Source organism: Bacillus sp. XT-2 (assembly GCF_025696525.1).
GTDB classification, from domain to species: Bacteria; Bacillota; Bacilli; order Bacillales; family Bacillaceae; genus Bacillus; species Bacillus halotolerans.
The window spans coordinates 41366-64138 of record NZ_JAHVOC010000008.1; the positions used below are offsets into that span (position 1 = coordinate 41366).

A 22773-nucleotide genomic window follows, 5' to 3' on the forward strand; every position below is an offset into this window, starting at 1 on the left:
AAATGAAAAAAATGCTTGGCAAACTGCTGATCATTGCCGGTATTCTTGTTTTTTCCGCAGTTGTTATCAAAGACGTGCTTGCTGAAGGTCTTTCATTCATAAACGGCACTGAAGCTGATTCAGCCAGTGCTTCACCGCATGAGATCGAAAGCGTAATCATTGAATCGGATCACAAGAATGTGAAGATCATAGCGGAAGAGCGTAATGACATATCAGCAAACATCTCAGGTGACTCTGGGAAATTGTTTGTGGCTGAAAAGAGAAGAAAGCTGGAGCTGACGGCAAAGGAAAAAGAATTTCAATTTTTGAATGGATTTCATCGCTCTTCCCTTGTCGTCCGCATTCCATATACGTACAAAGGCGGTTTGGTTGTGAGAACATCAAGCGGCGACGTGTCTGTAGCCGGTAACAAACACCTCACGCTTTCCGAGCTGAACGCAGCATCTGCAAGCGGAAATATGGACGTAACGGGTATCCGCCTCCAGGAGCTGAAGATGAAGGGTTCTTCCGGGGATGTGTCGATATCAAATACAGACGCTAAAACAGCCGGCATCCGCTTAACTTCAGGCGACGCAAACTTGGACGGTGTTTCAGGCTCACTTGATGTACGGATGACATCAGGAAACTTTCGTGCGGATTTAGAAAAGGTAGCAGGCTCTTCAGCTGTCACATTAACGAGCGGTGATGTGTATCTGGAGCTTCCCGAAAACGGCAGTTTCAAAGTTAATGCGGCTTCAGAGAGCGGAAGCGTCAGCTCGGCGTATCCATTTGCTGATACAGCACATAAAGATCATCATCAAATCACAGGCTCACATGGAAGCGGCCAGCATCTAGTCGATATTAAAACAGACAGCGGGGATGTAGCGATACAGTAGCATCTGGCAGAAGAAAGGAGGCGGAACAACCAGAATGACAAAAAAACAGCTTCTCGGACTTATGATTGCTTTATTTGGCATCAGTATGTTTTTGCAAATTATCGGAATAGGCGATCTGCTGTTTTGGCCGCTCTTTTTTCTGATTGCCGGCTATTTTTTAAAAAAGTACTCCCGTGACTGGCTTGGGTCCGTCATGTATATCTTTGCCGCTTTCTTATTTTTAAAAAATCTGTTCAGTATCACCTTTAACTTATTTGGCTACGCGTTTGCCGCATTTTTAATCTACGCCGGCTACCGGCTTGTGAAAGGAAAGCCAATTTTTGAACCGAGTGAGAAGCCTATCGACTTAACGAAAAAAGAAAAACAGTCCGAGCCTCCTAAAGATGTGAAACACCCTGACATGCGAAGCTTTTTTATCGGCGAGCTGCTGATGATGAAGCAGCCGTTTGATCTGAATGATTTAAATGTATCGGGTTTTATCGGCGATGTGAAAATCGACTTGTCAAAAGCGATGATTCCGGAGGGAGAGAGCACGATCGTCATCAGCGGAGTGATCGGAAACGTTGATATTTATGTTCCATCAGACCTTGAAGTGGCTGTCAGCTCGTCTGTTTTTATCGGCGACATTAATCTGATCGGATCGAAGAAAAGCGGATTAGGCACAAAGGTATACGCCGCGTCTTCTGATTTCAGCGAGTCCAAACGCCGGGTAAAGGTATCCGTCTCCCTATTTATCGGTGATGTGGATGTGAAATACGTATGAGAAAAAAACTGCTTGCCAGTCTCCAGTGGCGCGCCATTCGCATGACAACGGGAATCAGTCTGCTCCTTTTTGTCTGCTTGATTTCTTTTATGATGGTTTACTATCGGCTCGATCCGTTTGTGCTGCTGTCGTCAAGCTGGTTCGGGATTCCGTTTATCCTGATTTTGGTGCTGATCAGCCTTACGATCGGTTTTGCGTCAGGCTACATGTACGGCAACCGGCTGAAAACAAGGGTCGATACATTGATCGAATCGATTTTAACATTTGAAAACGGTAACTTCGCTTATCGTATACCGCCGCTCGGGGACGATGAAATCGGGCTTGCAGCCGATCAGCTGAATGAAATGGCGAAGCGGGTTGAACTTCAAGTCGCTTCCCTGCAAAAGCTTTCAAATGAACGGGCTGAATGGCAGGTGCAAATGAAGAAATCAGTCATTACAGAAGAACGCCAGCGATTGGCAAGAGACCTGCACGATGCTGTCAGCCAGCAGCTCTTTGCGATATCCATGATGACCTCCGCCGTATTAGAACACGTAAAAGATACGGATGATAAAACTGTGAAACGGATCAAGATGGTAGAGCACATGGCGGGAGAAGCCCAAAATGAAATGAGGGCGCTGCTGCTCCATTTAAGGCCAGTGACGCTCGAAGGGAAAGGGCTGAAGGAGGGTCTTACGGAGCTTTTGGACGAGTTCCGGAAAAAACAGCCGCTTGATATCGAGTGGGACATACAGGATACACCGATTTCCAAAGGAGTAGAGGATCATTTATTCAGGATCGTACAGGAGGCCCTTTCGAATGTATTCAGGCATTCAAAAGCCTCAAAAGTATCCGTAATCCTCGGTGCAAAGAACAATCAGCTGCGGCTGAAGGTCATTGATAACGGAAAAGGATTTAAGATGGACCAGGTAAAAGCGTCATCCTATGGCTTGAATTCGATGAAAGAACGTGCAAGCGAAATCGGCGGAGTTGCCGAGGTAATTTCGGTTGAAGGAAAAGGCACACAAATCGAAGTAAAGGTCCCGATTTTCCCGGAAGAAAAAGGAGAGAACGAACGTGATTCGAGTATTGTTGATTGATGATCATGAAATGGTCAGAATGGGGCTCGCCGCTTTTTTGGAAGCACAGCCCGATATTGATGTCATCGGCGAAGCATCTGATGGCAGCGAGGGTGTACAGCTTGCTGTTGAATTAAAGCCTGATGTGATTTTAATGGATCTTGTCATGGAAGGCATGGACGGCATTGAAGCGACAAAGCAAATTTGCCAGAAGCTTTCCGATCCGAAAATTATTGTGCTCACAAGCTTCATTGATGATGACAAAGTGTACCCGGTCATTGAAGCGGGAGCGCTCAGCTACTTATTAAAAACGTCAAAAGCGGCCGAAATCGCTGATGCGATCCGTGCCGCAAGCAAGGGAGAGCCAAAGCTTGAATCAAAAGTGGCGGGGAAAGTATTATCCCGGCTGCGCCACTCAGGCGAAAACGCGCTACCGCATGAATCCCTCACGAAACGGGAGCTTGAGATTCTCTGTCTGATTGCAGAAGGAAAAACAAATAAAGAAATTGGGGAGGAGCTGTTTATCACGATCAAAACAGTCAAAACCCACATCACCAATATTTTATCAAAGCTGGATGTCAGCGACCGGACACAGGCAGCCGTCTACGCACACCGCAATCACCTCGTAAAATAGGCGTCCGTTATTTGGACGCGCCCTTCGTTCCGAAGTCTCTGACGACCACATTGACATGATATTCTATTTCCGCATTGCTGAAATAATCATCCCATTTGTTTGAGATCTTTTTCCATTTCTGAGGATAATGGATTCTGACTTCGTTTCCCAGTCCGGTCACGTCTGTTTTGATCTCTTTCTGCAGCGTGCCCTTAATAAATGCTGTGACTGTGTCTTCTAATCGTTTTTCGACTGTTCTTTCAATATCTTTGATATATGAATCCTTAAACGAATCTTCATCAGGATTCCAGTCCTCGGATAAACGCCCTTCAATATTGCGTGTGACGGTGAATGTAAACTTTCCGTCCTTGTAGGATGTCTTGACCTTTCGATTGCTGGAATACACTTCGTAAGAAAAAAGATAGCCATTACGTCTCAAATCAATGACGCCGCCTTTGACCGCGCCGGTAAATAAGTTAATATTTTGAACTTCACCCGGTGTTAAATTTCTGCTCCATAACTTATCTTTTATGATAGCAGCTCCGTTTATTGCGAGTTTGCCGTTTTCCACACCGACATGGGGAATGAGGAACGAATCGTCAGAGGTCAAGTGTTCTGAAATCTCCCCCAATGTAACAGGCTCCATCATTCTGATGGTGACCTTGTCATTCTCTGTCAGATCATAAATCACATTGGATGCGGGCTCGCCTTGATCATTCATTTTAAATATGTCCTTCGGGCGTCCATCGGTGACAAACACATACGAACTCCGCCTTGTCCCGTTGTCTCTGACAAATTGATTAATGATCGAGTCCATTCCAATATCAGCAAGCACGTCCTTGGAAAATAAAATGAGACGTAAATGCTGGGAAAATGTAGGATTGTGCTTTAATGCCGACGTTCTCATCATTTGATGAACCGTTTCACCCTTTGTGACAGCAATCTGTGTCGGATCAGATGAAGAGCCTTCCTTTGAACTGATTTTTTTCGGCACAAGAATCTGCTGGGTCAGTTCTAAATTATGATCATCCGGCTTGTCTAAGCCTACTCCGATCACCAAGCTTAATTCTTCGATATTCTTGCTGTCCCAGCATCCGGACAGCAAAAGGGTGCATATGAAAATACATAAAATCCGGATTTTCATTTTGCTGTAATCCTCCTTTTGACAGCTACAATGAAAAAGAGAATGAAGGGAAGTAAAAACACGCAGACGAAAATGTATCCGAGATAATCGCTATACATCATGACCTGATTGGCGTCATCCGGCCACAAAGAAAAATAATAGACAGCCGCGCCAATGAGAACCATGCTTTTTTTAGTCGATAATCCAAACGTCTTCTTCAGCCCGTTAGCGGCAAAATACCCGTAAATGACAAACGTTGTGAAAAATTGAATAATCCAAACGACTAGCAAAAACGATTCAAACCGTTCAATGAATATGCCTTTCAGCTCAAAAGACTGAAAGAGAGAAATGGTCGGCCAGATCAGCGTTTTCACCTCAGGAGCTGTCAAAGCCCCGACAACGATTATATACGTCAGGATATATAAAATAATCGGAATCAGAAATCCGATAGCCGCGTATCTGAATGTGTATTTCTTTTTCTTCATATGTTCAGGAAGAAACAGCATCACTTCCATTCCTAAAAAAGAGATGGAAACGACAGTTAGGGAGTTCGCGATCGGTCCCAATCCTTCACCTAAAACAGGGCGCAAATTATTGATGTCAAAAATTTTAAAACTGATCCCAAACACTATCAGCAAAATAATAATCGTAATCGTTAAATAAAAGGGAAACAGCCGCGAAACATCACTTAGCCCCCCAATGATTAAATAGATGCCGCAGCAGATAAACGTTAAAATAATGACCTGAATCGGCGTTCTCTCCAGCAGGAAAAACTTCACCATTTCAGCCATCGCCCTGGTTTCAAAACTGGCCACTCCGATAAAATAGCAGGAGATCAAAAGCCCCATGATGCTGCCAATCCATTTCCCAAGCCCTTCCCGCAGATACTCAAACAGTGAGGGATATTGATGTTTTTTCTGAATGAGCGTGTTTAAATAAATGAAAAAAATAAAAATGACACCTTCTAATATCAGCGAGATCCAGCCGTCAGGAGTATTACCCTTAGTGGTCAGCGCTCGGGGCAATGTTAAAAGACCAGCACCGAGCATTGTATTTGCAACAACAGAAATACCTTGAAAGGTATTAAGTTTGAGTGGAGTCTGTTTTTGGCTCATTTGGATTATTCGCCTCTTTTGGTTTGTTTTTAATTGGGAGACGGATAATGGAATCCTCTGTATTTTTCAGGCTGAAAAATCCATTTGGCGAAAAATACGGAGATCCAAAGCTCGTTTGTCTCGTAAGGTGCGTATAAATGACCAGCATAAATAAAATAATCCCGTACAGCCCGAGTATTGCGGCGGAAAACATCGAAATAAAACGCAGCACCCGGAAAGACAGCCCCATTCCGTATTGGGGAACGGTAAAGGATGCAAGGGCAATGACACTGACGACAATCACCATAATCGAGCTGACGAGATTCGCTTCTACCGCCGCTTGTCCGATGACGACACCCCCGACGAGGCCGATCGTCTGGCCAAGTGGGTTGGGAAGACGCAGCCCGGCTTCTCTTAGCAGCTCGATCGTCACTTCCATCAGCAAGGCTTCAAATATCGGAGGAAACGGCACGTTTTCCCTGTTTGCTGAAATTGTGACGGCGAGCGCGGTGGGCAAGAGCCCTTGATGGAATGACACGAGTGCGATATAAATCGATGACAAAAACAAGGTGATGAATATAGAAGCAAAACGCAGCGACCGGATGAGGGATGCCGAGATCCAGCGTTCGTAGTAATCATCCGGAGATTGCATCAGTACACCGAGTGAAACCGGCACCAAAAGCACAAATGGGGAACTGTCCACCAAAATCGCAACCCGGCCGTTGAACAGGGCGGACGACACCTTATCGGGCCTTTCCGTATTTTGAATTTGCGGAAACGGCGAGTATTTATTATCTTCAATAAGTTCTTCAAGCGTTCCGCTGTCCTGGATATCCTCCAGTTTGATATTGTTAAGCCGCGCTTTTACTTCTTTCACAACGGACTTTTTTGCTTTGCCTTCAATGTACATCATCGCCGCCGGCTTCAGTTTGTTATCGCCAATCATGATTTTTTTGGTAATGAGTTTCGGATGAGAGGTCCTTTGCCTGATCAGAGCAAGATTTGTATCGATATCCTCCACAAACGCAACCTTTGGTCCGCGAACCACTTTTTCAGTTGTCGGCTCTGTCAGGCTTCTTGTTTGTTTCTTTCCTGTGGACAGGATATAGGCTTTGTTGAGTCCATTAACAAACACCGCGCAATTGCCGCTGAGAATTTCCTTAACCGTTTTTTCGGACGTTTCTACTGGCCTTGCGTCAATTTGGTCGAGGCGTTTTTTGACCTGGTCAATCGTGAGTGTCTCCTCATCCTTGATTAAGGTTTTGATCGATTCCAAAACCTTCTGCTGGTCATTCAATTCACTAAAGTAGAGATAATAAAAAACAAGTCCGTTCGCCAGCATTTTTTTATTTTTCACCAGATCATCGTTTTCTTTTAATTTTGGAAGCACCAATGCTAAATTATCGTGTATATATTCCTTAAATTCTGTTTGTTCCAACGAGGTCACCTCTTGTCCAAAACCTTAGTAGAGGTTATCTTTTCCTGTTAAAAAAATGATATACTGTGTTACAGTATTTTATGGCAGAAGTTTTTTTATGAAAGCGGAGGATATGAAGTGGCACAGGTAAGACTTGCAGGAAAACAAGAAGAAATAGAACAGCTCATTAAATCATTTGAAAAGCATTACGATGTCTCTTATACATCGAGGGAGTACGGACGAACGAATCCGAAGTACAAATATTCAAAGGACTCCCGCGTATATCTTGAATTAAAATTAAAATCTGCCAAGATCGAAAAATAAAAAGGATTTTTTATATCACTGGCGAATTTGATCTATTGAAGCAACCGTTATGGAGGGATACATAAAATGGACTACAGAATTGAAAGAGACACCATGGGAGAAGTAAAAGTTCCTGCTGATAAATTTTGGGGCGCCCAAACACAGCGAAGCAAGGAGAACTTCAAGATTGGTTCTGAAAAAATGCCGATGCGTGTTGTGAAGGCGTTTGCAATATTGAAACGCAGCACGGCGATCGCTAATAAACGCCTGGGCAATCTAGATGCGGAAAAAGCGGAAGCCATTGCAGCAGTTTGTGATGATGTGCTCAAAGGCAAATACGATGATAACTTCCCGCTTGTTGTATGGCAGACCGGAAGCGGCACACAAAGCAACATGAACATGAACGAAGTGGTGGCCAATCGTGCGACTGCATTATTAAAAGAAAAGAACTCTGATCAAACGATTCATCCAAACGATGACGTTAACCGCAGCCAAAGCTCAAACGATACGTTCCCGACAGCGATGCACGTTGCTGCCGTTTTATCTGTCTATGAACAGCTTGTGCCTGCGCTTGATCAGCTTCGCAATACGTTAGACGAAAAAGCGAAAGCATACAATGATATTGTGAAAATCGGACGTACGCATCTTCAGGATGCCACACCTCTGACTCTTGGACAGGAAATCAGCGGATGGGTGCACATGCTCGATCGTTCGAAGGAAATGATTTTAGAAGCGACAGACAAAATGCGCGCGCTTGCAATCGGAGGTACAGCTGTCGGAACAGGAATCAATGCTCACCCGGAATTTGGAGAGCTTGTTTCAGAGGAGATCACGAAACTGACAGGTCAAACGTTTAACAGCTCGTCGAATAAATTCCATGCGCTGACAAGCCATGACGAAATCACATATGCACACGGCGCTTTAAAAGCTCTTGCCGCTGATTTAATGAAAATCGCAAACGATGTCAGATGGCTTGCGAGCGGGCCTCGCTGCGGCATCGGGGAGATTGTCATTCCTGAAAATGAGCCTGGCAGCTCCATTATGCCTGGAAAAGTGAACCCGACACAAAGTGAAGCACTGACGATGATCGCAGCGCAAATTATGGGGAACGATGCGACAATCGGCTTTGCCGCAAGTCAGGGGAACTTTGAACTAAACGTATTTAAACCTGTGATCATTTACAACTTCCTGCAATCCGTGCAGCTGCTGAGTGACGGAATGAACTCCTTCCATGATAAGTGTGCTGTCGGTATCGAGCCAAATAAAGAAACGATTCAGGAAAACTTGTCGAATTCTTTAATGCTGGTTACGGCGCTGAATCCGCATATCGGATATGAAAATGCCGCAAAAATTGCCAAGCTTGCCCATAAAGAGGGATTGACGCTGAAAGAAGCGGCTTTGAAGCTTGAATTGCTGACAGAGGAACAATTTAACGAAATGGTGAAACCGGAAGATATGGTAAAACCAAAGGCGTAATAGAGAAAAAACGGCTGCTTGTCAAGCAGCCGTTCTTCTAAATATATTGCTGTTTCAAGAGATATGTAAGCTGCTCGGCATCCTCTGCGAGAGCTTCCGACTCCATCAGATTATGGATCATTCCTTTTATGATCACCAGCTTCGGTGTTTTTTTCTTCATTTCTGCTTCAAGTATGTCCAAGCTCTCCGATAATTCAAAAGAGGAGTTTGTGTTCAAGTTTTTTATTTTTTCACGAAGGCTTTTCACAATCGATTCAGTCAGCGGGTCAGGCCGTCCGTGAGACAGGGGCCCGAATAAAGAGCTTGCTTCTTCTAATGTAATGAAAGGCTCATCGTTTCGTTCAGACATGCCTTTGACCATATCATCAATTCGGTTAATAACGATATCTGCTAATTGATCCGGCTTCACAGTATACCCGAGCAAAATCATGCATTCCAGGTAAATCTGGCTGATTCCTTCTATTAGAAAACAAAGCTCCGCTGTATAAGGTTCAGCTTTCTCTCCATATATGTTTAACAGACTGTCAATGTGAAATTGAAGGGAAGTCTGGCGGATTTTTTTCGCGTATTGCTCTACTTCATCCGTATAAGGCAGAGAACCTTCCTTCATCTGCATTGTAATAAAGTCTTTGTGTTCAAGGATGTTTTCATAGAACACGGTAAGCTGCTTGCGGTAAGCTGTTCTGGGGCTGTCGCCTTTCGTTTTAATATTTAAAATACGGGTAAACGTTTTATCATAATAGTAATTCAGCATAGACAATAGCAGCGCTTCTTTAGAAGGAAAATAAATATAAAAAGCGCCTTTAGAAATTTTGCATGCTTTGGCAATTTCCTGAACCGATGTTGAGTTATATCCTTTTTGGGCAAACAGTTTAATGGCTGTTTCAATAATCAGCTTTTCTTTTTCCTTCAAATGGTTCCACCCTTTCGGAGCCTGAGGCCTACATAGGATATGACCATATAGTCATACCGTACGTTATAAATTTAACCTTATTGTAACTTGTTTTTTTATCATGTATTATTTATATTATAAATTGAGATGACCGAACGGTCAAAGCTCAAGCGAAAGGGTGAATCTGAAATGAGAGAATTGGACGAAATGATCAGCCGCTTGCGAAACAGAGGAATTAAAGTGGAAAAAGTCAAATATCCGAAGCAGACGTTGTCAGAGAAAAAATGGGTTCATCAATGCAAACAGCCGCTCAAAACAAATTACAGAGATTTTAACGGCTATTCTTTCACATAAAAAATAGACTGCAAAAACATCTACAGTCTATTTTGGCACTGCTATGCGGTATGTTACACCCGTTTTGTCATTTTCAATTGAGATAGACGCCTTATGAAGAGTTAAAATACGTTTTACGATGCTGAGCCCAATGCCGAATTCGCCTTTCTTCCCTTTATTAAAAGGCTCATAAAGGCTGGAAAGCATCTCATCTTCAATGTGCGGTCCGTCATTTTTGATGGTAATAAAGATATTCCGATCATCTTGTTTCATGATGATTTCAATCTTTGTTGCGGCATAGCGGATTTGATTTTCCAGTATGTTCTCCAGAAGCTTGTTCCATTGCTCGGGATCACCCGGCATGAGAATGTCTTCTTCTACATCAATTCCCCATGATAATTCTTTTCGCGCCCATTTCAGTCTTTCAATGACTTCTTCTGTCACTTCCATAATACTGAATGTTTCATGTTGTACTTTTTGCTTAGATAAGTAATCGAGCTTTGTTAAATATAATAAATCTTTTATTTTTTTCTCCAGCTTAAGGGCTTCGCCTTCAATGACATCTACTGTATTTTCAAGATCTCCTTTAGGAAAAATCCCATCTTTAATGGATTGGGTATATCCCCTGATCACCATAACCGGTGTTTTTAAATCATGAGAAATATTTTGTAAAAGGGTTCTTTCTGTTTCATCCTTTTGCACGAGCTTTTGGCGCATCTCTTCGATGGTATGGCCCAATTTGCCGATTTCATCTTTCCGATCCACTATGACAGGATCATCCCAATCCTGTTCTGAAATCCGTTTGACGTGCTTTTCAAACGAAACGAGAGGCCTTGATAAATATTTCGCAAGCCAAATCGCCGGAATCCAGCTTAATAAAATGACAACCGCTATAATAAACAGCAGCTGTTTGAACAGGGTGAAGGCCAGATCGTCCCGATAAGAATCGAGTGCATAGGACAGCATCATGGCGGATTGCCCGTTGACGGAAAGTCCCTTCTTAATGACAAAAAACACTTTTTCGCCATTAATTTCAGCGCTGTATCGTTTCTTTTTGGCTTCCTGTTTATCAGCCAGCTGGTATACCTTATGGATAAAATCAGACGACAGGATTCGTAAATCCTTGTCTGACGAAGCCGCTTCATTTTCGGGCAGAAGCACGTGCTGTACAGAGCGCACGGTCGTCGGCGCCGTGGCTTCCTCACTGTAATAGCGCCTTTCGATTGAACCAGGCAGGCGGTACTCAGTCAGAACATGCTGTTCATTTTCAATGGTGGTGTACGTTTCATTGGTGAAAAAATCACGCAGCGTGTTTGAAAATAAAACAAGCAATAAAATCGATATGGCTAACAGGATGCCGGAGATAACAACCCATATTTGAAACGAGAGCGGCTTGTTTTTCATGATGTCATCATCCTGTAGCCAAACCCGTAAATGGTCTCCACTTTGAGTTCAGGCATCTTTTTACGCAGCCTCCGGACAAGATCATCAACAACGCGGTCAGTTCCAAAGTAATCATGTCCCCATACCTTGACGAGAATATCCTCACGGGAATATGGATGTCCTTTATGATGGATAAATAAGAGGAGGAGATCAAATTCCTTCGACGTTAAATTAATCAAATTGCCGTTTTCATCATAGACCTCACGGGCGTCTTCCGCGACCCGATAGGAGGAGACGACGGTTTCGTTTTTTTGTGCGGCCGGCGCTTCCTTATAGACAAGCTGCAATAGTTTTTGCACACGTATAATCAGTTCCCGCGGGAGAAATGGTTTTGAAATATAGTCATTGCTTCCAAGCTCTAACCCAAGCACTCTGTCAATATCGGCGTCTCGTGCGGAAATAAAAATGACCGGCACGTCAGGGTCTTTCTCTTTGATTTCTTTTATTAATGTATAGCCGTCAGTATCCGGCAGCATGATATCGAGAATCCACAGGTGGGGAGACGGCGTCATTTTTTTTCTGGCGTCTTCGCCTTTCGTAAAAGATGTAATGTTCCAGCCCTCATTCTCTAAATACTTCGTCAGCAATTCATTCAGATTATCCTCATCCTCAACTAGATAAATGGTATATGACAAGGCTCTTCACATCCTTTCAACGTCATTATAAACTAGTTTTAACATACGGCAGGCAATTTTCATAATTTCACATATTCTTTTCATTTTTATCCCACAATGTTTGTTTATGATGTGTATAAGGGAAGAAAGGAAAAGAAAAGAGCGGGGAAGATGTAGGATGATCAAACATATTCTATTTTGGTGCTTTGCTTTTCTCCTCATTATTGGGACAATTGAACTTGTACATGCGATGAATATGTAACGATAAACGAAAACCGAATAAGGAGTGTATGCATATGGATTACAGACGTGATGACCAGAACGGGGAACAACACACAGAACCTTCACATACAGAAAACCGGAAGCTGATTGAGCATCCTGAACAAGAATTGCTTGATCCGCTTCATTCTGATGAAGCGGGACGAAAAGAAACGGCTTCCGCTTTAGAAATGGAGAAGAAAGAAACAGCTGTAAAAAAAGAGAAGAAGCGGAGAGCCGCATGGCTGAGCCCGATTTTAGGCGGGATCATCGGCGGCGGACTGATGCTCGGCATCGCGCCTTATTTGCCGTCTGACCATAATCAGACGACCGAGACGGCTTCCGCAAATAAACAGGTGCAATCAGACAACTTTACAACGACACCTGTGACAAACGCGACCAACGTGGCTGATATGGTAGAGGACTTAGAGCCGACAATTGTCGGAATCTCAAATATCCAAACCTCTCAAAATAACACATTCGGCACAGAAGGCAGCTCCGGCTCAGAAAGTGAAAGCGGAACGGGGTCAGGGGTCATTTTCAAAAAAGACAATAACAAAGCATATATCATTACAAACAACCACGTGGTGGAAGGAGCGAATAAGCTGACTGTTACTCTGTACAATGGTAAAACGGAGACAGCCAAGCTTGTGGGAAGCGATACAATTACAGATTTGGCTGTTTTGGAAATCAGCGGCAAGAACGTCAAAAAAGTGGCGAGCTTCGGTGACTCTTCGCATCTGCGCACAGGTGAAAAAGTCATCGCCATCGGTAACCCGCTCGGCCAGCAGTTCTCCGGAACAGTGACACAAGGGATCATCAGCGGACTTAATCGGACGATTGATGTCGATACGACTCAAGGTACGGTTGAGATGAATGTGCTGCAAACAGACGCGGCAATCAATCCGGGGAACAGCGGCGGCCCGTTAATCAATTCAAACGGCCAAGTGATCGGTATCAACAGTTTGAAAGTAAGTGAAAACGGGGTTGAGTCACTCGGTTTTGCGATTCCAAGCAACGATGTAGAGCCAATTGTTGACCAGCTTCTTGAAAACGGAAAAGTGGAACGTCCATTCTTAGGCGTGCAAATGATTGATATGTCACAAGTTCCTGAAACGTACCAGGAAAACACACTCGGCCTGTTTGACGATCAATTGAGCAAAGGTGTCTACGTCAAGGAAGTTCAATCCAATTCACCGGCGGCTAAAGCAGGAATGAAATCTGAGGATGTTATTGTCAAATTAAACGGCAAAGATATCCAAAGCAGTGCGGATATCCGTCAAATCCTATATAAAGATTTAAAAGTCGGAGATAAAACAACAATTCAAGTGATACGAAACGGAAAAACGAAAAACCTGAACGTGACACTGACCAAGCAGACAGAAAGCCTCAGCAGCTAAATAGCAAAAAAGCTGAACCCGAAGAGGGTTCAGCTTTTTTTTAGCCTAAATAAGAGGAAAGCATCCACACTTGTTTTTCGACTTCATCGATTAATCCGACAAACAAGTCTGCTGTCGCATTGTCTTGATTTTCTTCCGCAAGGCCGATGACGAATTTAGACTCGCTGCTGATTTGTTTGTAGTCGTTCACCAAAGCTTGGACCATTTCTGAAGCTGACGTTTCGTTTCCGCCGTCTGTGATAGATGCTTGCTCAGTGTATTCTTTCAAAGTGGCAACAGGCTGTCCTCCGATAGCCAGCAGGCGCTCAGCAATCGTATCCACAGTTTCCGCCGCGTGGTCATACAGTTCTTCAAATTTTTCATGCAATGTAAAGAAGTGAGGTCCTTTTACATACCAATGAAAACGGTGCAGCTTGGAGTATAGAAGAAACCAGTTTGATAATTGGGTGTTCATTGAATTCTCAACTAATGTCAGGTTTGTTTTTGCGTTTTCGGTTTTCATAATCTTACGTCCTCCTAGTGATCTGTTAATTTAATTATACCACGTATTAATTAAAAATCAATACTAAATTATAATAATTATAATTTAGATCGACTGAATAGTTTTTTCTTCAGGATAGACTCCCATGCGGACCAAGGAAAAAGCGCTCGGAATAACAGGGTGAGCTTGACGCCTTTTCCGATCGGATAACGCAATTTCTTTAAACGCTGTTTCATCGCTAATTGATAAATGAGGTCGGCAACCTCTTGGGGATCTCCGCTTTCATCGGCATTTTTTTCAACATAAGAAAGGATCTTTTTATAGTATTGATGATAAGCTGAATCGTCAGCCGGCACAGTCATGTGATTCGATAACGATGTTGACCAGATCGATGTTTTGTATGAGCCTGGCTCGATCAGAGCGGTTTCAATGCCGAAAGGAAGCAGCTCCAGACGCAGGCTTTCTGAAAACCCCTCCAATGCATACTTGGAAGAGGCGTAAGGCGACAATGCGGGAAATCCGGTTAAACCGCTGATACTGCTTACGTTTATAATCTTTGCCCCGCTATGCTTTCGTATGTAAGGAAGGACAGTTTTTGTGACATTGATTAATCCGAAAACGTTCGTTTCAAATTGCTTTCTGAAATGCTCCATCGGCACATCCTCGATAAATCCTCCGTAAGCTGTCCCCGCATTGTTGACGAGTAAATCAATTGGGGCATACGCACTTATGGTTTTTCCAAAGGCTTCGATCGAGTGTTCATCAGTGACATCGAGAGCGGTGATGTGAATGGAGTCAGCTACATGATGTTTTGCTGCTAAACCGCGCAGCTGTTCCGCTTTCTCGGGCTGCCTTGCTGTGGCAATGACGAAAAATGACTGAGCCAGTTTGACTGCTGCCAGCAGACCGAAACCGCTAGACGCTCCTGTAACGATAGCTATTTTTTTATTCATTTTCCATATCCTCCTGTTCGGCGCTACAGCTATTGTACAATGATGCACAGAGAATGACGCCTATAAAAGAAATTTTTATACTATAATTCAGAATTGTTCTATAATAAAATCAAATAAGGAAAGGGGTTTTGAGTCATGGGATTGCAAGGGGTAAACAAAACATGGGATCTGGACTCGTTTTTTAAAGGCGGGAGCCAGTCAGAAGAATTCAAGGGATATATTGAACAGCTGTCACAAAGCCTGCGTGCATTTCAAGACATGACAGATGCATTTGAGGCGCCAGAAACATCTAATGATGCTGGAAGGCTGACCGCATTGCTTGATGCATTTGAACAAAATTCGGTAAAGCTGCAGCAGGCCGGTGCTTTTGTCTCTTGTCTTCAGGCACAGAACATTAGCGATCAGAAAGCGAATGAACATAAATCATTCATGCATCAGCTAGTCGCAGATTTTCAGTCTTCCCTTGTCACATTGGATCATAAACTTGTGGAGATTGATCAAGGCGTGTGGGAAGAATTGCTCAAAACACCTGGACTGCGAGAGGTATCATACATATTAAATGAAAGAAGAGAACGGGTTGCGGAAAAGCTCAGCCCAGACAAAGAAAAACTGATTGGAAGCCTTGCGGTTGACGGTTATCATGCCTGGGATGATTTATATCATATCGTTGTCGGAAAAATGACCATTCCGTTTGAGGAAAAACAATTATCTGTCGGACAGGCGGAAAACATGATGTCTTCTCAGGACCGTGATGTAAGAAAAACCGTTTTTGAACGCACCAATCAAGCTTGGGAGCGGGAACAGGATATTTTCAGCAGCACGCTGAATCATTTGGCGGGGTTCCGGCTGGAAACCTACAAAGCGAGAGGATGGGAGGACGTTCTGAAGGAGCCGCTGCAAATCAACCGGATGAAAAAAGAAACGCTGGATACGATGTGGCAGGTCATTACTGAAAATAAGCAGCCTTTCGTTCAGTTTCTCAACCGGAAAGCATCCATGCTTGGTCTCGAAAAGCTCAATTGGTATGACGTTGAGGCACCGATTGGGTCTGCCGGGAAGGAATATTCATACGATGAAGCCGCAAACTTAATTGTCAGCCAATTTTCCACGTTCGGCCGAAAGTTGTCCGCTTTTACAGAAAAGGCGTTCCGTGACCGCTGGATTGAAGCCGAGGACAGAAGCGGAAAAAGAGTCGGCGGCTTTTGCACGAGCTTTCCGGACAGCGGGGAATCCCGTATCTTCATGACGTTTTCCGGCAGTGCCTCGAACGTTTCAACGCTTGCCCATGAACTCGGGCATGCCTTTCATCAGGAATCGATGCTCAATGTAAGGCCGTTAAATCGATCCTACGCCATGAACGTAGCGGAAACTGCCTCAACCTTTGCGGAAATGATTGTGGCAGACGCGACTGTCAATCAGGCGGAAACAAAGGAAGAAAAGCTTGTGCTTCTGGAGGATAAAGTGCAAAGAAGCGTTGCTTTCTTTATGAATATCCATGCGAGGTTTTTATTTGAAACGAGATTTTACGAGGAACGAAAGCGGGGAATTGTGCCGGCGGACCGTTTAAACGAGCTGATGGAAGAAGCGCAAAAAGAAGCGTTCTGCGGCGCTTTAGGCGAGTATCATCCGCTATTCTGGGCGTCGAAGCTCCACTTTCATATTACGAGAGTGCCGTTTTATAATTACCCTTATACGTTCGGCTATCTGTTTTCTCTCGGTATTTACGCTCTGGCGCTTGAAGAAAAAAACACGTTTGAAGAGAAATATATAGCGCTATTGCGTGATACGGCATCCATGACCGTAGAAGATTTAGCGATGAAGCATTTAGGCGCAGACATCACGAAGAGAGACTTTTGGGAAAATGCCATCAAGCTGGCAGTGCAGGACGCCGAAGCCTTTTTGCAAATGACTGAATCATAAAGGAAAGCCGGGCGCTGAAGCCCGGCTTTTTCTGCTCTTTTCTCTGAATGAGGATTCCATCCCTTGGACATACCTAAAAGAAATGGAATTCTACAGGGGGGAACCATTATGCATTTGATCAGAGCGGCGGGGGCCGTTTGTCTCGCAGTTGTTCTGATTGCGGGCTGCCGTCTCAATGAAGAACAGCAGCAAGCAGAAGGAGAAAATACGGCAGTTACTCATATGAAATCTGTTCCTTACAGCAATTTCTCGCTTCGCGTCAGCTATGGTGACGGTGAGCATAATCGCTATGAAGGGATATACGAAAAAAACGGAACTCATGAAACAGCAGAAATACAAGATAAGCTCTCAGGCATCAATCAAGAGGGAGAAGAAGCGCTGGATGAGATGAAAATGATTCTGAGCGAGCTATCCGTGACAGATCAAATGGCTGAAAAGGAAGTGATTCACAGTGTGCTGGCGGCTTTTAACCTTGACAGCCACTATGATCATATCGACTTAAAACTGAAGCTTAAGAACGGCGCTGTCAGAGAAATTAAAAAATAATCATGTGCTGAAAAACCCATAACCGCCATTTTTGACCAGAAAACTAATTGAAAATGATTTTCAAAGTCACTGTTTTCTGCTACAATGAGGGATATATGACCATATCAGAGACTGAATATTGTATCACTTGCATTGATGACAATTTACTTACATGCATGTCTATATAAAACGTGCGATACATAGAGCTGCTAAAAAGCCAGCAAAAAGGAGCGGTTATGGGTATGAGTGCAATTTCTACAGAAACGCTGAGCTTAGGGTACGGGGATGCCGTTATTATTGATGAACTGAATTTAACGATTCCAAAAGGTGAAATTACCGTATTTATCGGCAGCAACGGCTGCGGAAAATCGACACTTTTACGTTCGTTGGCGCGGCTGATGAAGCCGAGAGGCGGTTCTGTGCTATTGGAAGGAAGAGCGATCGCCAAGCTTCCGACAAAGGAAGTCGCAAAGGAGCTTGCCATCCTGCCGCAGGGGCCTTCTGCTCCGGAGGGACTGACGGTGCATCAGCTTGTAAAGCAGGGAAGATATCCTTATCAAAACTGGCTGAAACAGTGGTCAAAAGAGGATGAGGCAGCTGTTGAGAGAGCACTTAAAGCCACAAAGCTGGAAGATATGGCTGACCGCGCCGTCGATTCCTTATCAGGCGGACAGCGCCAGCGGGCTTGGATTGCGATGACGCTTGCCCAGGAAACGGATATTATACTTCTGGATGAACCGACAACGTATTTGGATATGACGCATCAAATAGAAATTCTTGATTTGCTGTTTGAGCTGAATGAGAAGGAACAGCGGACGATCGTCATGGTGCTCCATGATTTGAATTTAGCGTGCCGCTACGCACATCACCTTGTGGCTATTAAAGATAAACAGATTTACGCTGAAGGCCGTCCGGAAGAGGTCATTACTTGTGATCTGGTGCAAAATGTGTTTTCTATGAACTGTCAGGTCACACAGGACCCGCTGTTCGGAACGCCTCTTTGCATTCCTCATGGCCGGGGCAGATGCATTGTCCGGGAAGCGGCTTTCACATCACATGGGTAAATAACACGGCTAAAGGAGCTTTCATCAATGAGAAAGCTCCTTGCTGTTTTTTGAAAGGAAGATGTATAAATGGAACAAAAACTGCAAGAACAGCTGGATGGATTGCTTGAAAAATATACCGAGCTGCTCCTTGGGGAGTCAAATCATGAATTAAAAGAAGAAGTGAAGCAGTGGATCTTGTACACGCATATCGCCAAAAGCATGCCTCCGCTCGCTAAGCATTGGAATACTACATATCCTGACGCAAAGCAGGGCATGAAAGACATCATACAGCATATCAAACAGTTAAACGAAGAGCATCGAAACAAAGAATAGGCTAAAAAAGCAGTCTGCCGCTCATGAACGGCAGACTGCTTTTTGTTATGTGGCTGTTTCATTTGGTGCGAAGGAATCCATAAAGGTGCGCAGCGCGCTGCTGATAAACGAATCCTTCCGGAAAATAAACTCCGTTTTCATCTGTCTGAGAGGTTCAGGGAGCGTGTACAATCGGATCGAACCTTCAGACTCGTGTTTTTGTACAACAGTCCGCGGCAGCAATGAGATGCCAAGGCCCGCTGTTACCCCGCCTATAATCGCTTCAAGTGTGCCGAACTCCATAATCACCGGCTGTGTGACGCCGACGGAGTGCAGCCATTTTTCAAGGGTATCTCGGTACGAACAGCCTGTGCTGTAAACGAGAATCGGCTTTGTGATCGCTTCTTCTGCACAGGACACAGAAGAAGCGGACACGACTACGGGCTCCTCCTCAAATGCGGGGAAGGACTGAAGCTCAGGATGATTGCATTCACAGCCGATAAACGCTCCATCGAGTTCATACCGAAGAACTTTATCGATTAAAAATTGTGTATGCCCTGTTGTTAAAGACAGCTGTACGTTTGGATACTCTTCATAATACGAAGCAAGCAGTTTTGGTAGCCTGACTGCGGCGGCTGTCTGAGTGGAACCGATCATCAGCTGTCCGCTCGGCTCAGTTGAGGAAGAGAGCGCTTTGGACGCCTCATCCAGCAGCCCGATAATTTTATCCGTATAATCCAGCAGAAGCTTTCCGCTAGAAGAGAGTGTCATGCCTCGATTATGGCGCAAAAAAAGGGTGGTGCCGAGCTCAGCTTCCAATTGCTGAATTCTGGCCGTCACATTTGACTGCACGTAACCAAGCAGCAGTGCGGCTTTCGTAATTGTGCCTTCACGGGCTACCATTTGAAACACACGCAGATCTCCGCTTTCCATGTTGAATCCCCCGTTCTTTTGATATCAATCTAAATGATATCGAGCATCTTTAACAATCATTATACGTAACACCAAACCTCCATTACAATAAAATCAGCAGTTTAGATTTCAAAATATATACAAACAACTAGGAGTGGCGGCAATGGATCTTAAAAACAAAACAGCTCTCGTCACTGGGGGCGGCACGGGAATAGGAAGAGCAGCATGCATTGAATTAGCGAAACGCGGAGCGATTGTTGCGGTGAATTATTCACGCTCGCAAGCTCAGGCGGAGGAAACAGCAGAAATCATCAAAAGCGAGGGCGGGCAGGCCGTTGCTATCCAAGCCGATGTGTCCAAAAACAGTGAAGTGCAGGACATGGTTCAAGCGATAGTAAAGCAATACTGCACGATTGACGTTTTAATCAACAACGCAAGTATTACACGGCATATTCCAATGGATGATCTCGACGCTTCGACAGAGGACGTATGGGACGAGTTGTATGCAGTCAATGTCAAAGGAATGTTTTTTTGCGCGAGAGCAGCGGCTCCTTTCATGAAAAAAAGCAAGGCTGGGGCGATCGTTAATATCGGCAGTATCGCGGGGGCAACCGGGGCGGGCTCTTCTATGCCTTACGCTGTGTCAAAAGCAGCGGTGCACGGCCTGACAAAATCGTTGGCACACGCTTTGGCGCCAGAAATCAGAGTGTGCGGTGTCGCACCCGGAGCTGTCGCGACAAGATGGTGGGCGGGGCGTGAAGAAAAAATGAAAAATATGAGCGGCACTTTGCTGTTGCAGCGAATTGCTGAAGCGAGTGATGTGGCACGGCTGATTTGTTCCGTGCTTGAACAGGAATCCCTGACAGGACAAATTATCACGATTGACAGCGGCCAGACGATGTAAAGAAAGGAGCGGCGTGAGAGATGCCATTTGTACAGATTCATTTACGAGCGGGGAGAAGCAAAGAATGGCTTCAAAAACTGACCAGAGCCATTCACCAGTCTATGATCGAAGAAATCAATGTACCGGCTGATGATTACTTTCAAGTGATCCGGCAATACCAAAAAAGCGAATTTTTTTATGATCCGTCTTATTTACAGGTAGAGCGTACAGATGAACTGATTTACATCCATTTTACATTGAAAGATTCAAGAACAACAGAACAGAAGAAATCGTTTTACCATTCAGTGGCAAGCCGGATTCATTCGGAGCTCAGTGTAAGAAAAGATGATGTGTTTATCATACTGGCCGGAAATCAGGATGAGGATTGGTCCTTCGGAAACGGAAGGGCCCAGATGATCGAATAAAAAAGCCCCGCGGTTATGTCCGCGGGGCGCTCTATTAATGAGAAGGGGATTCAACGGCTTGTGCCGATTTTTCCTTTTGTTCATCCGTTTTCTTATTCGAAAGCTTAATAGGCTTTAAGAATAAGGTAAATACAGCTCCGACTGCGATAAAGATCAGGCCTGTATAAAATACGCTGTGGAGCGAATCCATCAACGATGTTTTTAATATCGGCATAATATGGGATGAGAAAGCCGCAGGGATTTGTTTAATTGCGTCCGGGCTGAACAGTGATTGCAGCAGCCCTTGCGGATTTGTGTCAATCATGCCCTTTAATTGAGATGCAAAGGCGTGTGCCTGTGCCGGGAGCGAGTCTAAATATGGAACCAGTTTATCAGTCAGCAAGCTTCCGGATCTGGCATTCATTACAGCGCCCAGCATGGTAATGCCGAATGTGCCCCCGATAGAACGGAAGAATTGGCTGGAAGAGGTGACGACCCCAAGCTCCTCTTTCGAAAAGCTTTCCTGTAAAGCCAGCGTCAGAATCGGCATAACAAGACCCATTCCAAGACCGATAATGGCCATATAGGATGTTGCGACAAGTTTGCTCGTGTCTAAATCCAAGGTGGTTAACAGAAGGAATCCGCCAGCCATAATCAGCATACCTGTTATGATTTGCGGTTTAATTCCTATTTTGTAAACAAGCTGGCCGCCGATAATGCTTGTGATGATCATTGAGATCATCATCGGTGTCATAATGGTGCCTGATTCAGATGCGCTTACACCGACAATTCCCTGCATAAAGAAAGGAACAAACGTAATCGCGCCAAACATTCCGATACTCATAAAAAAGCCGATCAGGTTCAAAAACGTAAATGTTCTATTTTTAAATAGATACATTGGAAGAATCGGTTCTTTCGCTTTCGATTCAACAATAATAAAGCTCACAATTCCGATCAGTGCGAGTGCGAACAAACCGAGAATCTGCCATGAACCCCATGCGTAATCTTTCCCGCCAAAGCTTAGGGCAAGAAGAAGGCTGACAACCCCGACAATCATTGTAAAAATACCGGCGATATCAAAGTTGATCGGACCGGTCTGCTTACGGCCCTGCAATCCTCTGGCAATAAAAATAACTGCGATAATTCCAACAGGAAGGTTAATGTAAAAAACCCATTTCCAGTTTAATGAATCAACGATCCAGCCGCCGATTTGCGGCCCGATAACAGAGGCAAGCCCGTAAATGGCTCCAAAGACCCCTTGGAATTTGGCACGCTGTTTCCCTGTAAATAAGTCACCAATGACAATCATGGCCATCGGCATCATAATACCTCCGCCAATTCCCTGCAAACCGCGGAAAATAATCAATTCTGTCATATTGTTGGCCATTCCGCACAGAGCTGAAGCAGCCATAAAAATAAGCAACCCTGATACATAGACGATCCGGCGCCCCAATAAGTCCGCTAATTTACCGGCAATCGGCACGACCGTTGTTGATGTTAACAAATACGCCGTAGTCAGCCAGGTCATCATGCTCAAACCGCCAAGATCTCCGACGATTTTCGGCATGGCAGTTCCGACAATGGTACCGTCAAGGGCTGAGAAAAACATGGCAATGATTAAGCCTGTTATTAATAAAGTCCGTTTTGATTGTTTTCCTTCATTACTCATTTCATC

23 protein-coding genes and 1 pseudogene are annotated in these 22773 nt (G+C 44.4%); 14 read left to right on the plus strand and 10 right to left on the minus strand.

Annotated elements, in window-relative coordinates:
• Positions 1-2: 2 nt before the first annotated feature.
• From KXD37_RS18625 to liaR, 4 genes are read left to right on the plus strand one after another with little or no spacing between them, the layout of a single operon-like run.
• On the plus strand, positions 3-875 hold the full coding sequence (locus KXD37_RS18625; RefSeq protein ID WP_106021997.1) for a DUF4097 domain-containing protein: 873 nt from the start codon (positions 3-5) through the stop codon (positions 873-875).
• A 34-nt stretch (positions 876-909) separates the two neighbouring features.
• Positions 910-1638 (plus strand): cell wall-active antibiotics response protein LiaF, encoded by a 729-nt coding sequence (liaF, locus tag KXD37_RS18630; RefSeq protein ID WP_024122800.1) that lies wholly within the window; start codon positions 910-912, stop codon positions 1636-1638.
• Positions 1635-2717 carry a two-component system sensor histidine kinase LiaS gene (gene liaS / locus KXD37_RS18635; protein WP_024122799.1) on the plus strand — a complete coding sequence of 361 codons (1083 nt, stop codon included), beginning with the start codon at positions 1635-1637 and terminating at the stop codon, positions 2715-2717. Before liaF ends, liaS begins: the two co-directional genes overlap by 4 nt.
• Positions 2695-3330 carry a two-component system response regulator LiaR gene (liaR, locus tag KXD37_RS18640; RefSeq protein WP_024122798.1) on the plus strand — a complete coding sequence of 212 codons (636 nt, stop codon included), beginning with the start codon at positions 2695-2697 and terminating at the stop codon, positions 3328-3330. The genes liaS and liaR overlap by 23 nt, the downstream gene beginning before the upstream one ends.
• 7 nt (positions 3331-3337) lie before the next feature.
• Here liaR and KXD37_RS18645 read toward each other — a convergent pair whose 3' ends face one another.
• The 3 genes from KXD37_RS18645 to KXD37_RS18655 are packed head-to-tail and all read right to left on the minus strand — an operon-like array spanning position 3338 to position 6964.
• On the minus strand, positions 3338-4453 hold the full coding sequence (locus tag KXD37_RS18645; RefSeq protein ID WP_024122797.1) for a Ger(x)C family spore germination protein: 1116 nt from the start codon (positions 4451-4453) through the stop codon (positions 3338-3340).
• Positions 4450-5547 (minus strand): spore germination protein, encoded by a 1098-nt coding sequence (locus tag KXD37_RS18650; RefSeq protein WP_101859971.1) that lies wholly within the window; start codon positions 5545-5547, stop codon positions 4450-4452. Before KXD37_RS18650 ends, KXD37_RS18645 begins: the two co-directional genes overlap by 4 nt.
• Positions 5516-6964, minus strand: coding sequence for a spore germination protein (locus tag KXD37_RS18655; RefSeq protein ID WP_101859972.1), 1449 nt, complete (start codon positions 6962-6964; stop codon positions 5516-5518). Before KXD37_RS18655 ends, KXD37_RS18650 begins: the two co-directional genes overlap by 32 nt.
• Positions 6965-7081: 117 nt before the next feature.
• Between KXD37_RS18655 and KXD37_RS18660 the strand changes: the two genes are divergently transcribed.
• Both KXD37_RS18660 and fumC read left to right on the plus strand, forming a co-directional pair.
• On the plus strand, positions 7082-7267 hold the full coding sequence (locus tag KXD37_RS18660) for a YvzF family protein (RefSeq protein ID WP_010331829.1): 186 nt from the start codon (positions 7082-7084) through the stop codon (positions 7265-7267).
• A gap of 66 nt (positions 7268-7333) precedes the next feature.
• On the plus strand, positions 7334-8722 hold the full coding sequence (gene fumC / locus KXD37_RS18665; RefSeq protein WP_010331827.1) for a class II fumarate hydratase: 1389 nt from the start codon (positions 7334-7336) through the stop codon (positions 8720-8722).
• A gap of 37 nt (positions 8723-8759) precedes the next feature.
• Here fumC and KXD37_RS18670 read toward each other — a convergent pair whose 3' ends face one another.
• Positions 8760-9635, minus strand: coding sequence for a TetR/AcrR family transcriptional regulator (locus KXD37_RS18670; RefSeq protein WP_103671341.1), 876 nt, complete (start codon positions 9633-9635; stop codon positions 8760-8762).
• Between the two features lie 168 nt (positions 9636-9803).
• Between KXD37_RS18670 and spxO the strand changes: the two genes are divergently transcribed.
• Complete coding sequence (spxO, locus tag KXD37_RS18675) at positions 9804-9968, plus strand: anti-adapter protein SpxO (protein ID WP_003221681.1); 165 nt, start codon at positions 9804-9806, stop codon at positions 9966-9968.
• A 27-nt stretch (positions 9969-9995) separates the two neighbouring features.
• Here spxO and cssS read toward each other — a convergent pair whose 3' ends face one another.
• Positions 9996-11351, minus strand: coding sequence for a secretion stress-responsive two-component system sensor histidine kinase CssS (gene cssS, locus KXD37_RS18680; protein ID WP_105953859.1), 1356 nt, complete (start codon positions 11349-11351; stop codon positions 9996-9998).
• Entirely contained in the window at positions 11348-12025 is a 678-nt protein-coding gene (cssR, locus tag KXD37_RS18685) for a secretion stress-responsive two-component system response regulator CssR (protein ID WP_024122792.1), read from the minus strand. Before cssR ends, cssS begins: the two co-directional genes overlap by 4 nt.
• Before the next feature lie 275 nt (positions 12026-12300).
• Here cssR and KXD37_RS18690 point away from each other — a divergent pair, with 275 nt between their 5' ends.
• Positions 12301-13662, plus strand: coding sequence for a S1C family serine protease (locus KXD37_RS18690; protein WP_263463682.1), 1362 nt, complete (start codon positions 12301-12303; stop codon positions 13660-13662).
• A gap of 40 nt (positions 13663-13702) precedes the next feature.
• Here the strand turns inward: KXD37_RS18690 and mrgA are convergent, their stop codons facing one another.
• Both mrgA and KXD37_RS18700 read right to left on the minus strand, forming a co-directional pair.
• Complete coding sequence (mrgA, locus tag KXD37_RS18695) at positions 13703-14164, minus strand: Dps family protein (protein ID WP_024122790.1); 462 nt, start codon at positions 14162-14164, stop codon at positions 13703-13705.
• A 77-nt stretch (positions 14165-14241) separates the two neighbouring features.
• Positions 14242-15096: an oxidoreductase gene (locus KXD37_RS18700; RefSeq protein ID WP_024122789.1), complete on the minus strand. Its 855-nt coding sequence runs from the start codon at positions 15094-15096 to the stop codon at positions 14242-14244.
• A 135-nt stretch (positions 15097-15231) separates the two neighbouring features.
• Between KXD37_RS18700 and KXD37_RS18705 the strand changes: the two genes are divergently transcribed.
• The 4 genes and pseudogenes from KXD37_RS18705 to KXD37_RS18720 all read left to right on the plus strand — a co-directional run bounded on the left by KXD37_RS18705 (position 15232) and on the right by KXD37_RS18720 (position 18920).
• A complete protein-coding gene (locus KXD37_RS18705; RefSeq protein ID WP_263463683.1) occupies positions 15232-17016 on the plus strand; it encodes a M3 family oligoendopeptidase in 1785 nt (594 codons plus the stop codon).
• Between the two features lie 108 nt (positions 17017-17124).
• The gene (locus KXD37_RS18710; protein WP_095714038.1) at positions 17125-17562 is read left to right on the plus strand and encodes a YusW family protein; all 438 of its coding nucleotides are present in this window, start codon (positions 17125-17127) and stop codon (positions 17560-17562) included.
• A 215-nt stretch (positions 17563-17777) separates the two neighbouring features.
• Positions 17778-18605, plus strand: a complete 828-nt coding sequence (locus KXD37_RS18715) for an ABC transporter ATP-binding protein (RefSeq protein ID WP_081638363.1) — start codon at positions 17778-17780, stop codon at positions 18603-18605.
• A 27-nt stretch (positions 18606-18632) separates the two neighbouring features.
• A pseudogene (locus KXD37_RS18720) lies at positions 18633-18920 on the plus strand (YusU family protein).
• Between the two features lie 45 nt (positions 18921-18965).
• Here KXD37_RS18720 and KXD37_RS18725 read toward each other — a convergent pair.
• On the minus strand, positions 18966-19832 hold the full coding sequence (locus KXD37_RS18725) for a LysR family transcriptional regulator (protein WP_106019531.1): 867 nt from the start codon (positions 19830-19832) through the stop codon (positions 18966-18968).
• 142 nt (positions 19833-19974) lie between these two features.
• On the opposite strand from KXD37_RS18725, the gene KXD37_RS18730 reads away from it, so the two are divergent.
• Both KXD37_RS18730 and KXD37_RS18735 read left to right on the plus strand, forming a co-directional pair.
• Entirely contained in the window at positions 19975-20715 is a 741-nt protein-coding gene (locus tag KXD37_RS18730; protein ID WP_188323287.1) for an SDR family NAD(P)-dependent oxidoreductase, read from the plus strand.
• A gap of 20 nt (positions 20716-20735) precedes the next feature.
• Positions 20736-21119, plus strand: a complete 384-nt coding sequence (locus tag KXD37_RS18735; protein ID WP_188323286.1) for a tautomerase family protein — start codon at positions 20736-20738, stop codon at positions 21117-21119.
• 34 nt (positions 21120-21153) lie between these two features.
• On the opposite strand, the gene mdtP is transcribed toward KXD37_RS18735, so the two are convergent.
• The gene (gene mdtP, locus KXD37_RS18740; RefSeq protein WP_188323285.1) at positions 21154-22767 is read right to left on the minus strand and encodes a multidrug efflux MFS transporter MdtP; all 1614 of its coding nucleotides are present in this window, start codon (positions 22765-22767) and stop codon (positions 21154-21156) included.
• Between the last annotated feature and the right edge of the window lie 6 nt (positions 22768-22773).